Origin of the sequence: Labrys okinawensis (genome assembly GCF_002982075.1) — a bacterium.
GTDB classification, from domain to species: Bacteria; Pseudomonadota; Alphaproteobacteria; order Rhizobiales; family Labraceae; genus Labrys; species Labrys okinawensis_A.
Genome location: NZ_PUEJ01000001.1, coordinates 381,404 through 395,119, shown reverse-complemented (window position 1 = coordinate 395,119; position 13,716 = coordinate 381,404). Strand labels below are relative to the sequence as shown.

Genomic DNA, 13,716 nt, shown 5'->3' with positions numbered 1-13,716 from the left:
GTCAATGCGGGACGCCCGCGACAGGGCCAATCTGCTCTCCCATAGCTTCGATGCGAGCGGTGGGGGTGCCGATGAGCCTGATTATCCGACTGTTGCTGTTCGTGGCGGCGCCCGTCGCCGCCCTTTTCGTGGCCAGGGATTCCCTGAATTTCCAGATCGCCCAGGTGTTCTTCGCCATGATGATCTTCATCGCCATTGGCGTCGTCGCCGCATTCTGGGCCGGAGGCAAAAAGACCTGATTCTTCCGATCGACATCCGCGGAAGAACTGCCAAACCTGGTGTCGAAACAATGAGTTAGGGCAAGTCATCCCAGCAGAAGGCAGCCCTCTGATTGAATACCCCGCGGCTCATGGACCGTTCCGGCCGGACACCGACGGGCCACCCGGAACGGTTGCGGCAGGCCTTCGCCGACAATTTCTGCAGGAATTTTTCAGTATTTTTATACCTCCGCTAGATTGCCATGCGATGCCTTGACTCACGCCGGAATCGTGACGGCAGACCGCCTCGGAGAATGACAGCGAAGCGGCGCCCCACACCCGAACGCGCAGCCCTATCGCACGACGACCTCGGCTCCGATCGAAGCGCGCTGATAGAGATCGATCACATCCTCGTTCGTCATGCGGATGCAGCCTGAAGAATTGGCCGTGCCGACGGTCCAGGGCGCATTGGTGCCGTGGATGCGATAGAGCGTGTTCCCGATATAGAGCGCGCGTGCGCCGAGGGGGTTGTTTGGGCCACCAGCCAGCCTTACCGGCAGATAATGCCCCTGTGCGGCCTCTCTTTCCCGCATTTCAGCGGGCGGGCGCCAATCGGGCCACTCCTTCTTGTCGAGAATGCGATCCCGGCCCGACCAGGCAAAGCCCTCGCGCCCGACGCCGATGACATATTTGAGCGCCCTGCCCTCGCCGAGCACGTAGTAGAGCCGGCGCTCGCGGGTATCGACGACGATCGATCCCTTGGGATGGGGTTCGGCGAATGCCACGATCTGGCGGGCGATCGGCGGCGCACGCCTTGTTGCGGGCAGGCGAGCCGGGCCCGTGGCAGGCCCGTCGACGACGTCCCCCTGCGGATTGTCCGAAGGCGCGATGACGATGTCCTGCTCGCCGTCATAGGTCCAGGTTCGTGGATCGTAGCCGCCCGCCTGGGCCGCGGCGATACCCGTCATCGACACTGAGACCATGCCGACGATGCCGGCCGCCATCCCGGCTCTGCGCAGGAGGGAATGCAGGATCACGCGCTTGCCCCGCAGCGAGCGACACGCATGAAGACGTCCTGCATCAACCGCCATTCCCGGTGCTCCCCCTGTTCGCAGCCTCGTTTGAAAACCGTAACAAGATACCTCCAATGCCAATGCGAATCTGAAGCATTTGGCACTTGCTTATGGCTCTATAATCCAATTGGACTTTCATTTCAGCGACGATCACGATAATGTGCGGCACGATTTGGCAGGCAAATCACGCCGCCCGGGACTCAACGCTCGAAGAGCGAATGCGTCGTTGCACAGGTAAGGGGCATGGAATTTGAGACCAGCAGGGTGGCCATGGGGACGCATCGACGGTCTCCCGCCATTCTCGGCTTCGCAATCGGATTTTGCCTGGGCATGGCGGCATTGCCCGTGCGCGCAGCGGAGCCCGACTGGCCCGCCGGCCCGTACAAATACATCACCATCGACCAGTCGGTACGCGACGCCTTGACCGAATTCGGCCGAAACATCCACGTTCCGGTCAAGCTCAGCGATGGGGTGAAGGGCCGATTGAGTGCCGGCATGCCGATGGGAACGGCGCGCGAGTTCCTGCAATGGGTCTGCGACCGCTATGGCCTGGTCTGGTATTATGATGGCGCCAGCCTGGCCGTGGCCACCGAAGCCGAAATGCGCACCGACATGTTCAAGGTCGACGCGGCCACCCTGCCCGGCATTCCCGGCCGGCTGCGCGAACTCGGCGTCGCCGACACACGCTACCCCATCAAGATCGCCCAGAACGAGCGGGTCGTCTCGGTTTCCGGCCCGCCCGCCTATATCGACGCCGTGCGCAAGGCGCTCGGCGTGTTGACCGAGCCGTCCGGCCCGGCACGGGCGCGTGAAGTCGACGGTTCGGCTGAAAATGTCGTGCCGGTTCGTGTTTTCCGAGGCCGGCGCGCCGAGGTCGAGACCCCGCCCACCGCCAAGCATCCAGGAGAGAGCAAATGAAGATCGAGAGCAACGGAATCAGCCCGACCAGTCAGCCCGATCCGAGCAAGGAAAGCCAGGAAGCGGCCCTGCAGAAGCAGATGGAAGAAACCCTCGCCAATTTCGCGGTGAGCATGGCCCAGCAACAGGGTGACCGGGCCCTGGAAGGCATGCAGCAGGCCCGCAACGAGGAAGGCTGAGCCGGAACCGGGAGGCAGGTACCCAATCGGCGATCGATGAGGAATGAACAATGCAGCTTGCAGACGCTGCCATAGGCGCGGTTTCGGCGGCACCGACCCAGTTCCAGCCGCCCCAGCCCCAGGCGAATGTCGAGCATCAGCTCTTCGACTATCTCGTGGAGATGGAAAAGAGCGTCGGGAAGGCCGGGCTGCCCAATGATCCCACCGCTCTCGTCGGCGGTGCGCTGCATTCGCTCGAAGGGGTGGTGCAGCAGGCCCAGTCGGCCTTTGCCAAGAACGGCCCGCAGGCAGGTCTCGCCTCGCCAGCCAGTGAGGGGAGCGGCAATGCCGCAGCTGGCAATGAACGGGCACCGGGACAGCCGAACACGGATCTGACGCTGGATCGCGCCATTTCCTTCATGTGGGCGGCCGCCAATGTCTCCGTCGCCATCAACAGCGTGACGGCCGCGACTGGCTCGGTCAACACGCTGATCAAACAGCAATAGTGCGCGGCGGGGGCTCCGTGAGGCCAGTATCGATGCATCGGTTGCCGGCCTGGCTGCGCCGGCTCGGCACCGTCTTTGCCCTTGTCGGCGTGCTGTTCCTGCAGGCCTGCACGGTGGAACTCTACACGGGGCTCAGCCAGCGCCAGGGCAACGAGGTTGTCGCCGCCCTGGTGCGACGGGGCATTCCCGCCCAGCGCCAGATCGACAAGGAGGGCACGGTGACCGTTCTCGTCGACAAGGCCCGCTTCGCCGAAGCCATGGCCGTGCTCGATGCGATCGGCCTGCCCAAGGAGAAATTCGCGACCCTCGGCCAGGTGTTCAAGCGTGACGGGCTCGTCTCCTCCCCGGTGGAGGAACGCGCGGCGATGATCTACGGCCTCAGCCAGGAGCTTTCGCAAACCATCTCCGACATTGACGGCGTCCTGTCCGCGCGCGTGCATCTGGTGCTGCCGGAGAACGATCCGCTCAAGCAGCAGCTGGTGCCGTCCTCGGCATCGGTCTTCATCCGTCATCGCACCTCGGTCGACATGAAGGAACTGGTGCCGCAGGTGAAGATGCTGGTCGCCAACGGCGTGGCCGGGCTGACCTATGACAATGTCTCCGTCATTCTCGTGCCGGTCGCGGCGCCGGTCGAGCCGGCGACGACGAGCGAGCCTGGCCTCACGAATTTCCTGGGCATCTGGCTGCATCCCGACGACCTCGCGCGTGCCATGTGGATCGTCTATGGGCTCGCCGCCATGGTCGTGCTTCTGGCCGGGCGCCTGGCCTATCTTCACTGGCGGCGGCGACGCGACGTCTACGCCCTCGACGGATCACCCCCTCTTCGCCCCGTGAAGAGGGCGCCATGACCAGCAAAATCGATGCCGCCGAGGCTTGGCGGTCCTTTGTGCACAAGCCGGCCCTTCATACGATTGCCTCCCGCCTGGCTCCGTGTTTCGGCGGCACCCTAGGTGACGAGGCCTGCGCGCATATGCTCACCGCGGAGCGGCTGGAGCCCAGGCTTTCGCGCCTGATCGGCGAGCATTACGGCTTTTCCGCTGGTGAGGCGCAGGTCGACGAAGAAGACCGGGCGATCGCACTCTGCGACGCCGAGCGGCTGGCCGATCTCGCGCTGAAAGCCGGCGCGATCTATTGGGCGGTATCGTTTGCCGGCGTGATCCGCCGCGAGACGACGGCGGCGCTGCATGCCCGACTCGGCGAAGCGCTGTGCGAATACGCGGTGCTCAACCGCGACCTCGCCGGCCCGGAACAGGTCCTCGAGCCGATCGCCGATCTCGCGGAGCGGGTTGCGGCCGATGGCTGGCGCTGCCTCGGCGCCTGGTGCGACGCCATGCCGGCAGGTGTCGGTGTGCGGGTCCGCCTCAAGCTGCCGCCCAGTCCCGACCTCGACGGCACGGCACCCGCGCCTTTTGCACAATTGGGCCCGCCGATCGTGCGGCGGGCCGCTGGCTCGAGGTAGGGGAATGGCAGGGCAGGACACAGGGCCCCTGGCCGATCGACCCAAGCGCCCGACCGGGCGCATCCTGCGCGCGGCGGAGGCAAAGGCCTGGCAGGACGGCTATGGCTTTCTGGAAGCCGCGCGGCAGGACGCCGAACGCCTGCGCGAGGCCGGCCGGCGGGCCTATGCCGCCGAATATGCGCAGGGCTATGAGGACGGGATTGCCGAAGGCAAGCGGGAAGCCGCCCGCCTCGTCGCCGCGACGACGGCCAAGCTCGACCGCTATTTCGAGGGCGTCGAAAGCCAGGTTGGCGAGCTGGTGCTGGAAGTCACCCGGCGCCTGCTGGGCAGCTTCGACCTCGACGAACTCGTCGCCAAGATCGCCCGCCAGGCCGTCGCCGAGGTCCGGCAGGCCAAATATCTCAGGCTCACCGTTCATCCCGACGCGCATGACAGGGTTCGCGCGGAACTGGATACGCTCGCACGCGAGCGGCAATTCGGCTTTGCCCTCGAGATCGAGGCCGATCCCACCCTCGCGCGCGATGCCTGTATCGTGGCGAGCGAAGCCGCCGTGATCGATGCCGGCGTCGGCACCCAGCTCGATGCCATCGCCGCCGCGCTCGGATCGGCGAGAAAGGCGGCGTCATGACCAGCGCCCCCCTCGACATCGATGCGAAGCTCGCCGATATCGTGCCGCGCCTTAGCAAGCGGCTGCGCGAGGAAAATCAGCGGGGCCGCAGCGGGCGGGTGCGCGAAGTCGTCGGCGTCATCATCCATGCCACGGTAGAAGAGGCACGGCTCGGCGAAATCTGCGACCTCGTCGACCCGAAAACCGGCCGCCGCGTCAGGGCGGAGGTCGTCGGCATTGCCGATGGTTCGGCCGTCTTGGTCCCGCTCGACGACCTCGCAGGCCTGTCGAGCTTGACCGAAGTGATTCCCGTGGCCGCCCAGTTGCAGATCGGCGTCGGCCCGGGCCTGCTCGGCCGCGTGGTGAGCGCCCTCGGCGAGCCGCTCGACGGCCGGCCTCTTCACGCCGGCACTCTCGATGACCGGCGCCCCGTGCACGCTTTTCCCCCTTCGCCGCTCTCCCGGGGGCTGATCAGCGAGCCGATCCAGCTCGGCATCCGCGCGCTCGACGGCATGCTCACCTGCGCCCGCGGCCAGCGCATCGGCCTGTTCGGCGAGCCGGGTATCGGCAAATCGACCCTGCTCGCCAATATCGTGCGCGGCACCGATGCGGATGTCGCCGTCGTCGCTCTGGTGGGCGAGCGCGGCCGCGAGGTGCGCGAATTCGTCGAGCATGCACTCGGTCCCGAAGGCATGGCGCGCACCGTCATCGTCGCCGCAACCTCGGACAGACCAGCCATCGAGCGCGTCAAGGCCGCCTTTGTCGCTACCACCATCGCCGAATATTTCCGCGATCGGGGCCAGCACGTCCTGCTGGCAATGGACAACATCACCCGTTTCGCCCGGGCCCAGCGCGAAATCGGCCTGGCTTCGGGCGAACCGCCGACACGGCGCGGCTTTCCGCCCTCCCTGTTCGCGGCGTTGCCGCGCCTGCTCGAGCGGGCCGGCCCCGGTCAGACCGGCACCATCACCGGCCTCTACAGCGTGCTGCTCGAAGGCGACGGCACGCTCGACCCGGTGGCCGAGGAACTGCAGGCTCTGCTCGACGGCCACGTCTTCCTGTCGAGCGACCTTGCCCGGCGCGACCATTTCCCGGCGATCGACATCCTGCGCAGCAGAAGCCGCCTGATGAATGCGGTGATCTCGCAGCCGCATCGGGCCGACGCAACGCATATACGCGAGTTGATGTCGCGTCACGCCGAGGTGGAACTGCTGGTGCGCATCGGTGAATACCAGAAGGGCAGCGACGCCGTCGCCGACGAGGCCGTCGCCAAGATCGACAGGATCAACGCTTTCCTGCGCCAGTCCTCCGACCAGCACGAAAGCATGGAGCACACCACCAGGCGCTTGCGGGACATCGTCAATGGCTAGGCAGACGGTGATTTCCCAGCTCCACAGGATCCGCAGCTTGCGCGAGCAGCGCGCCTCGGAAGCGGTTGTCCGCCAGCAACGCCTCGTCCGCGAAGCGCAGCGCCAGACACAATCGGCGGCTGCCGCTCTCGACAGCCGGCTCGAACGGGCCGCGTCCGACGAACGAGCCTCGTTCGCCGGCCTCATGGGCCAGCCGCTCACGGCCCGAAGCCTGCTGGCGCTGCGCGGCCGCTTCGAGATGACCGCAAGCGAAGTGGAGCAACTGCGGCAGGCGAGCGAAGAGGCAAGGCAGGCTGAAGCCGGGCAGCAGCAAAAGCTGGCTCATGCGCGCGAAGACCATCACGTCCGGCGCAAAGCCGTCGAGAAACTGACCCAACTCGTCGACGAGATGAGATCGCGCGGCAGGCGGCGGCTGGAGACGATCGAGGAAATGATGATCGAGGAGGAAGCAACACTCGCGGCCGCGTCGAAGCCCAAGCCAGGAAGAGTGTGATTTTCGCATGCATCAGAGACTAGCGGCACTTGGAAAAACGCGAGAGCGCCCTGCGGCCGAACCCACGGTCTCGGCGGCACAACTGCGGGCGATCACCCCCGCGGATGCCGCGGCGTTCAACGCCTTCTACCGCCATCGTCCGCCGGTGAAGATCCGCCTTGCCGGCGAGGCGTTCGCGCTGTCCGTCCTGTGGCAGCCGGTGATGGATCAAGGCACGGCCACCGCCATCGACTTCAAGGTCGGCGCCGCAACGGGCCGGCTCTGCCTCACGCATGCATTGTTCAAGGGCTGGCTGGCACGGGCCAATCCCGGCGCCACCGCCGGCCCGCCTGCCCCCGGACATGCCGCCCTCCTGCTGGAATCCTTCCTGCGCCAAGAGATCGCCTGGCTGGAACGCCAGCTGGACGGGACGATCGAGCTGATTGCGGCCACACCGCTCGACCGCGCGGCCGAAATGCCCTTCGCCTTCGTACTCCGCAGTGGCCAGGCCGAAAACATCTGCCTCCTGCAGGCCGACGCCGCGCTGGCCGCCAGGATCGGCCGCCTCCTCGACGACGCATCGGGCAGGCCTGCCGCCCACCGGCTCGAACTGCCGCTGCCCGTCAGCCTCTGGTGGGGCGCGACCAGCCTCTCCCTGGGGGAACTGCGTTCGCTCCAGCCCGGCGATGTCATCATGACCGATGGCTGGACCCGCGGCGCGCAGACGGTCCTGGTGGTGCTGGCCGAGCGCCGGGCAGCGCTGGCGGAGCCGATCGGACAGAGCGGCAGACTTGTTTCGGCGCCGACGCCGCTCAGCAAAACGAGATGGGGATGGATCATGGAAGAACCACAATCGGCAAACGGGCAACCCGACGATACGGGCCTGGAGGATTTGCCGGTGACGGTCGTCTTCGAACTCGCACGCATGACGATGCCCCTGCGTGAGGTCAGCCGGCTCGCCGCCGGATCCATCGTGCCGCTTCCCGAGCTTTCCGAGCCCGCGGTCGATCTCGTGGCCAATGGCAGGCGCATCGGCCGCGGAGAGATCGTGAAGGTCGGCGACGGCATGGGAGTGCGCATCGTTCGCATCTCCGCCGATGCTTGAGGGTTCGCCCAATCTTCTCGGCCTTCTCGTCGCGGTCGGCCTGGTCGGCATTCTGCCGCTGGCCGTGGTGACCATGACCGGTTTCCTGAAGATTTCCGTCGTCCTCTTCCTCATCCGCAATGCGCTCGGCGTCCAGCAGACACCGCCCAATCTGGTGATCTACGGCATCGCCCTGGTGCTGACGGTCTATGTGACGACGCCCCTGATCGGCGAAATCTCGGGACGCCTGCAGCAGGAAAACATCCAGTTCCAGACCACGCAGGACCTGACGCGCGCGGGCGAACTGGCACGCGAACCGCTCAAGCAGCATCTGCTGCGCTACACCCAGCCCCAGGAACGCCAGTTCTTCCTGGACGGCACCAAGCGGCTATGGCCCGAACAGGCACGCGCCGAGGTCCGGGATGACGACCTGCAGATCCTGGTGCCGGCCTTCGTCGCCTCCGAACTGACGCGGGCCTTCGAGATCGGCTTCCTGCTCTATCTGCCTTTTCTCATCATCGATGTGGTCGTCGCCAATGTGCTGATGACGCTGGGGATGATCATGGTCTCGCCGACGCTGATATCCATTCCGCTGAAACTGCTGCTGTTCGTGGCGATCGACGGCTGGTCGCGCCTGATGCACGGCCTGATCCTCAGCTACAATTGAAGGTTGCACCGCAAGGACCGCCCGATGGCCAATGATTTCATTCTCGCCAAGGTCCAGAGCGCCCTGTGGATGGTGCTGATCCTCTCCGGCCCGGCCATCGTGGCGGCCCTGGTGGTCGGCCTGCTCATCGGCTTCGCACAGGCATTGACCCAGATCCAGGACCAGAGCCTGCCGCAGACCGTCAAGCTGGTGGTGGTGCTCGTGGTCATCCTGCTGGTCGGCCCGCTCCTCGGCTACCAGATCACCAATGAGGCGTCCAAGGTCATGGACGAGTTTCCTGTCGTGACGCGCCGGTGATGGAAAACCTGTTCGCATCGCTCAAGGGGCTGGAAACCCTGGTACTGGCCGGTGCGCTGGCCACGGCGCGCATCGTCGGCTTGGTGGCGCTGATGCCGCTGTTTTCCCGAACCCGGCTGGCGGGGATCCTGCGCACCGGCGTGGCGCTCGCGCTGGCGCTGCCGGTGATCCCGATGACCGTCGACATTGCCGGGCGCGGCCATGTCGATGCGCCCATGATGCTCATGCTGATGCTGAAGGAAGTGGTGATCGGTGCCCTGCTCGGCTTCGTGCTCGGTATTCCGTTCTGGGCGGCCGAGGCGGCCGGCAACATCGTCGACCTGCAGCGCGGCTCGACCATGGGCACGCTGATCGATCCGATGATGACCCATGAGACGAGCGCCACCGGCACGCTTCTGATGATCGTCATGGTGGGCATCTATCTGGCCGCCGGCGGGCTCCACCACACGTTGAGCGCGCTCTATGACAGCTATGCGCTGTGGGCGATCGACAGCCTTTCGCCGATCTTCAGCCGCGATGCCGGCGCCATTCTTTTGACCCTGCTGACGAGAATCCTGGGCATGGCGTTGACGCTGATGGCGCCGCTGATTGTCAGCCTGCTGCTTTCGGACGTCGTGCTGGCCTTTCTCGCCCGCGCCTCGCCGCATCTCAACATTTTCGCCCTGTCGCTGGTGGTGAAGACCCTCGTCTTCAGCCTGGTCTCAGTGCTCTACGCCGCCTTCCTCGTTCACTACATGACCGGCGACCTCGCCTTCCTGAATCAGGGCGTGAACGACCTCAAGGCGCTTGTCGGTGGAGCGAGGTAGCGATGGTCGCAAAGACAAAAACAGACTGCCCGGTCATATGGAACCTGTGCAAGCGCTCGGGCCGGCAGCCGAACAACAAAGAGCCGTTCCATCCAATGAGAGAACCAAAAAATATAATAATTCTAGATACTTGCCCAGGATTCCTCCACTCCCGCGGCAAGCTGGGGGCTATAGAGACCAATGGGACGTCCACATATCGCGACAAGGTACGAAGAATTCCGCATGGTCGGCGCGACCGGTCTGCGCGAAGCGATCCGGCTCGGCCATTATCGCGGCCACACCGCCGGCCTGGCGGATGGCAAGCTGCAGGCGGACGTGGTCATCCTGCCGAACGGCCTCGCCGACGACTTCCTCGAATATTGCATGCGCAATCCCAAATCGCTGCCCCTGGTGGGGGTCAACCGGGCCGGAGACCCCAGCCTGCCGACGCTCGGCGACATCGACGTGCGCACCGACCTGCCGCAATATGACGTCTTCCATGCCGGCCCGCGGACCTGGAGCAGAAGCGACATCATCAGCCTGTGGCGCGACGATCTGGTCGCCTTCGCGCTCGGCGGCACCTTCACCTTCGAGCATATGCTCCAGCAGAACCGCATCGAGGTGCGCCATGTCGCCATGAGCCAGAACGTACCCCTCTATCGCTCTTCCATCCGCACCCAGAGCGTGGGCGTGTTCGGCGGCTACATGGTCGTCTCGATGCGGCCGATCCGGAAGGATCTCGTCGACAGGGTCCGGGCCATGACGGCGCGCTTTCCGCATGCCCATGGCTCGCCGGTCCATGTCGGCGATCCCGCCGAGATCGGCATTGACGACGTCGACAACCCCGACTGGGGCGATGCCGTCGAGGTCCATCGCGACGAGATTCCCGTGTTCTGGGCTTCCGGCCTGACGGCGCAAAGCGTGCTGAAATGCTCGACGCCGGAGATGTTCATCACCAACACGCCTGGACACATGCTGATAACCGACCTGGATGCCGATGCCGATGTCGGCCAGTTCAGGCTGTTCTAGAGCGTGCCCAGATTGATCGTTATGCCGATGGAAAAACACGCCAAAACAACGAGCTATGGCAAGTTGCTCGCTGCCGGCATCAATCGTGCAGCAGTGGCAGCAATTGTTTGCCCTGCCGCTTGATCTCGGAGAGATAGGGCGTATCGGAAAGCACGAAATGCGTGATGCCGAGCTCACGGTATTTGCGCAGCGAATTGGCGACGTCGGCGGTCGAGCCGACAAGCCAGGTCGTACCGGCTCCGCCTCCGCCGAACCTGCCGGGGGCGGTGTAGAGATTGTCGTCGAGCACGTCGCCACGCGAGGAGAGATCGAGCAACCGGCGCTGGCCCTCGGCGACGGCCTGGCGATGATCATGCCAGCCGGCGCCGTTGGTCCTGGCCATCTCGGCGACCTTCGCCTCTGCGTCGGCCCAGGCCTGTTCCCTGGTGTCACGCACCAGTGTGGTGATCCGCAGGCCAAACTCCAGGGGCGGAAGACCACGGTCGAGCGCCTTGCTCAAGGCCTTGAGGCGTTCGATCCGCTCGCGCACGCCGCCGAGCGGTTCTCCCCAGAAGAGCTGCACATCGGCCTCGGTGGCGGACACGCGTTCCGCCGCTTCGGAGGCACCGCCGAAATAGAGCCTGGGGTGCCGCCGCCCGCCGCGCGGAGGAATGCGCGGCGCCGCGGTGGAGCCGGCAACCCGGAAGTGCTCGCCTTCGAAAGTGACGTTCTCCTCGGTCCACAGCCTGCGCACCAGGCGCATGAATTCCCTGGTGCGGGCATAGCGATGTGCCTGCTCTCCCTCTGCATCGCCATAGGCCGCCAGATTGTCCAGGCCCGACACGACGTTCACGCGCACCCGCCCGCCGCTCAGATGATCGAGCGTGGCCGCGGCGGAGGCGAACTGGGCGGGCTGCCAATAGCCGGGCCGGATGGCGATCAGCGGCTCGAAGGTGGAGGTCCGCACGGTAAGGGCGGTGGCAAGGGCGAAGGTGTCCGGCCGGCCCCAGCCGGTTCCAATCAGCGCCCCCTTCCAGCCGTATTCCTCCAGGGCCCGGGCATGGGCGGTCAGCGTTTCCAGGCTGTTGTGATCTTCGGCGGCCGCGTCGCCGCGATGGCCGGCCCTGACGTCGTTGGGGATGTACCACAGATATTCGCCGGTCCCGCTCATGGCTTCGGCCCGCCATTGCCCGCGGCTGCGAAGCCGTCATGATTGTCGGCGTGCCGCGCATTGCTACTGGACATGATCGGTCTTTCCGTAAGCATTCCTGATGTCCTTGAAGGCGACCCGCCCGCCGAGGACCTGCCTCCGGGACGGTGAGCGGGGTCAGCGCACCTGCCCCCAGCGGCGGATGGTGATCCTTTCCAGTGTCGCGAACACCACATTCTCCATGACGAGGCCGATCAGGATCACCAGAGCGAGGCCGGCGAAGACACGGTCGGTGTAGAGCTCGTTGCGGTTCTGAAAGATGAACCAGCCGAGCCCGCCCTTGCCGGACGAGGCGCCGAACACCAGTTCCGCCGCGATCAGCGTCCGCCACGCAAAGGCCCAGCCGATCTTCAGTCCCGAAAGGATCGCCGGCAATGCGGCGGGCACCAGGATCTGGAAGACGTAACGCACGCCCCGCAGGCCATAATTGCGGCCCGCCATGCGCAGCGTCTCGGGTACGGCCTGGAAACCGGCGAAGATGTTGAGGGAAAGCGGCCACAACACCGAATGGATCAGCACGAAGATCAGGCTGCCGGCGCCAAGCCCGAACCATAGCAGCGCGAGAGGCAGCAGGGCGATGGCGGGCAGCGGGTTGAACATGGCCGTCAGCGTCGACAACAGGTCGCGGCCCAATTGGGTCGCAACGGCGAGCGTGGTCAGGGCAAAGGCGAGCACGATGCCGGCCAGATATCCCTGGACCAGCACGAGAAGCGACAGCCTTACCCGCTCTGGCAGCTCCCCGCTGGCCATGTCGGCGACGAAGGCTCGCGCGGTCGCGGTGAAGGTCGGCAGCAGCAGGTCATTGTCCTGGTATCGGGCGAGGACCTCCCACAGGAACGCGAGGGCAACGAGTATCAGGCTCTTGCGCAGCCAGCCCTGCCGCCACACGCGGGTCGCCAATGGCAGCCGGCGTTCCAGCGCCATTTCGACGAAGGGCGGCAGGTCACGCTCGAATTCCGGGCGGACCGGCGGAACGAGCGATCCGTTCACGGCCGTGCTCATGCCCGCACCTCTTCGGTTTCCTCTTCGAACAACAGGCGGTGGATACGCTGGCTTGCGGCCTGGAAGGCCGTCCCGCCGATGCTGGCCAGGTCCCACTCATGGCTGTTGATCTCTGCGCGCACCCGGCCCGGCCTTGGCGAGAGCAGCGCCACGCGATTGCCGAGGACGAGGGCTTCCTCGATGGAGTGGGTGACGAACAGGAGGGTGAAGCGCACCTCGTCCCACAGCCGCAGCAGCTCCTCCTGCATCCTGCGCCGCGTCAAGGCATCGAGCGCCGCGAAGGGCTCGTCCATCAAAAGGATCTCCGGCTGCATGGCAAGCGCCCTGGCGATTGCCACCCGCTGCTTCATGCCTCCCGAAAGCTGGTGGGGGAAGACGTCCGCAAAGGCGGCGAGCCCGACCTTGTCGAGATAATGCAGGGCCCGCTCCCGCGCCTGGTGGCGCGGCAGGCGTCCGGAGGCGACCAGCGGGAAGGCCACGTTCTGCAGCACCGTCTTCCAGGGCGGCAGCTGATCGAATTCCTGGAAGACAACGATACGGTCCGGCCCCGGCGCATGTATCGGCCTTCCCCTGAGCACGAAATCCCCTTCGACCGGCTGGATGAACCCTGCCGCCGCCTTCAACAGCGTGGACTTGCCGCAGCCCGAAGGCCCCAGCAGGACGAAGCGATCGCCCTCGTAGACATCGAGATCCACCCTGTGGGTGGCCCGGACGACCCGATGGCGGGTCGCATATTCCAGGGTCACCGAACGCGCCTGCAGCAAAGGGGCCGGCAAGCCCCCTGCAGGATGCAGCGCATGTGGACCGTCATGCGGCCTGGAAAAAACAGGCCCGGGAAAAGCAGGCTTGGGAAAAGCAGGCTTGGAAAAACCATGCAGGAGGCTGTCCGTCATGCGGTCTACC

At 65.6% G+C, this 13,716-nt stretch carries 18 protein-coding genes; 14 read left to right on the top strand and 4 right to left on the bottom strand.

Features of this window, described 5'->3' with window-relative positions:
* Positions 1-71 precede the first annotated feature (71 nt).
* On the top strand, positions 72-239 hold the full coding sequence (locus C5L14_RS30225) for a hypothetical protein (protein ID WP_181160972.1): 168 nt from the start codon (positions 72-74) through the stop codon (positions 237-239).
* 311 nt (positions 240-550) lie between these two features.
* Here the strand turns inward: C5L14_RS30225 and C5L14_RS01880 are convergent, their stop codons facing one another.
* Positions 551-1,234 carry a L,D-transpeptidase gene (locus C5L14_RS01880; protein WP_245443173.1) on the bottom strand — a complete coding sequence of 228 codons (684 nt, stop codon included), beginning with the start codon at positions 1,232-1,234 and terminating at the stop codon, positions 551-553.
* A gap of 279 nt (positions 1,235-1,513) precedes the next feature.
* On the opposite strand from C5L14_RS01880, the gene C5L14_RS01875 reads away from it, so the two are divergent.
* The 13 genes from C5L14_RS01875 to C5L14_RS01815 all read left to right on the top strand — a co-directional run bounded on the left by C5L14_RS01875 (position 1,514) and on the right by C5L14_RS01815 (position 10,622).
* Positions 1,514-2,188, top strand: a complete 675-nt coding sequence (locus C5L14_RS01875) for a type III secretion protein (protein ID WP_245443172.1) — start codon at positions 1,514-1,516, stop codon at positions 2,186-2,188.
* A complete protein-coding gene (locus C5L14_RS01870; RefSeq protein WP_105860326.1) occupies positions 2,185-2,367 on the top strand; it encodes a hypothetical protein in 183 nt (60 codons plus the stop codon). Before C5L14_RS01875 ends, C5L14_RS01870 begins: the two co-directional genes overlap by 4 nt.
* Positions 2,368-2,417: 50 nt before the next feature.
* Positions 2,418-2,852 (top strand): hypothetical protein, encoded by a 435-nt coding sequence (locus C5L14_RS01865; RefSeq protein ID WP_105860325.1) that lies wholly within the window; start codon positions 2,418-2,420, stop codon positions 2,850-2,852.
* A 32-nt stretch (positions 2,853-2,884) separates the two neighbouring features.
* Positions 2,885-3,700 (top strand): type III secretion system inner membrane ring lipoprotein SctJ, encoded by an 816-nt coding sequence (gene sctJ / locus C5L14_RS01860; RefSeq protein WP_105860324.1) that lies wholly within the window; start codon positions 2,885-2,887, stop codon positions 3,698-3,700.
* Complete coding sequence (locus C5L14_RS01855; protein WP_105860323.1) at positions 3,697-4,311, top strand: hypothetical protein; 615 nt, start codon at positions 3,697-3,699, stop codon at positions 4,309-4,311. The genes sctJ and C5L14_RS01855 overlap by 4 nt, the downstream gene beginning before the upstream one ends.
* Positions 4,312-4,315: 4 nt before the next feature.
* Positions 4,316-4,939, top strand: a complete 624-nt coding sequence (gene sctL, locus C5L14_RS01850) for a type III secretion system stator protein SctL (RefSeq protein WP_105860322.1) — start codon at positions 4,316-4,318, stop codon at positions 4,937-4,939.
* Complete coding sequence (locus C5L14_RS01845) at positions 4,936-6,288, top strand: FliI/YscN family ATPase (protein ID WP_105860321.1); 1,353 nt, start codon at positions 4,936-4,938, stop codon at positions 6,286-6,288. Before sctL ends, C5L14_RS01845 begins: the two co-directional genes overlap by 4 nt.
* The gene (gene sctO, locus C5L14_RS01840; protein ID WP_105860320.1) at positions 6,281-6,781 is read left to right on the top strand and encodes a type III secretion system stalk subunit SctO; all 501 of its coding nucleotides are present in this window, start codon (positions 6,281-6,283) and stop codon (positions 6,779-6,781) included. The genes C5L14_RS01845 and sctO overlap by 8 nt, the downstream gene beginning before the upstream one ends.
* 7 nt (positions 6,782-6,788) lie before the next feature.
* A complete protein-coding gene (gene sctQ, locus C5L14_RS01835) occupies positions 6,789-7,865 on the top strand; it encodes a type III secretion system cytoplasmic ring protein SctQ (protein ID WP_105860319.1) in 1,077 nt (358 codons plus the stop codon).
* Positions 7,858-8,511 carry a type III secretion system export apparatus subunit SctR gene (gene sctR / locus C5L14_RS01830; RefSeq protein WP_105860318.1) on the top strand — a complete coding sequence of 218 codons (654 nt, stop codon included), beginning with the start codon at positions 7,858-7,860 and terminating at the stop codon, positions 8,509-8,511. Before sctQ ends, sctR begins: the two co-directional genes overlap by 8 nt.
* Positions 8,512-8,535: 24 nt before the next feature.
* Positions 8,536-8,808: an EscS/YscS/HrcS family type III secretion system export apparatus protein gene (locus C5L14_RS01825; RefSeq protein ID WP_105860317.1), complete on the top strand. Its 273-nt coding sequence runs from the start codon at positions 8,536-8,538 to the stop codon at positions 8,806-8,808.
* A complete protein-coding gene (gene sctT / locus C5L14_RS01820; RefSeq protein WP_105860316.1) occupies positions 8,808-9,614 on the top strand; it encodes a type III secretion system export apparatus subunit SctT in 807 nt (268 codons plus the stop codon). The genes C5L14_RS01825 and sctT overlap by 1 nt, the downstream gene beginning before the upstream one ends.
* A 222-nt stretch (positions 9,615-9,836) precedes the next feature.
* Positions 9,837-10,622 (top strand): putative hydro-lyase, encoded by a 786-nt coding sequence (locus tag C5L14_RS01815; RefSeq protein ID WP_245443170.1) that lies wholly within the window; start codon positions 9,837-9,839, stop codon positions 10,620-10,622.
* A 79-nt stretch (positions 10,623-10,701) separates the two neighbouring features.
* Here C5L14_RS01815 and C5L14_RS01810 read toward each other — a convergent pair whose 3' ends face one another.
* The 3 genes from C5L14_RS01810 to C5L14_RS01800 form a co-directional block, all read right to left on the bottom strand.
* On the bottom strand, positions 10,702-11,772 hold the full coding sequence (locus tag C5L14_RS01810) for an LLM class flavin-dependent oxidoreductase (RefSeq protein WP_105860314.1): 1,071 nt from the start codon (positions 11,770-11,772) through the stop codon (positions 10,702-10,704).
* A gap of 156 nt (positions 11,773-11,928) precedes the next feature.
* Entirely contained in the window at positions 11,929-12,813 is an 885-nt protein-coding gene (locus C5L14_RS01805; RefSeq protein WP_181160970.1) for an ABC transporter permease, read from the bottom strand.
* On the bottom strand, positions 12,810-13,706 hold the full coding sequence (locus C5L14_RS01800; RefSeq protein WP_105860313.1) for an ABC transporter ATP-binding protein: 897 nt from the start codon (positions 13,704-13,706) through the stop codon (positions 12,810-12,812). The genes C5L14_RS01805 and C5L14_RS01800 overlap by 4 nt, the downstream gene beginning before the upstream one ends.
* Positions 13,707-13,716: the final 10 nt, after the last annotated feature.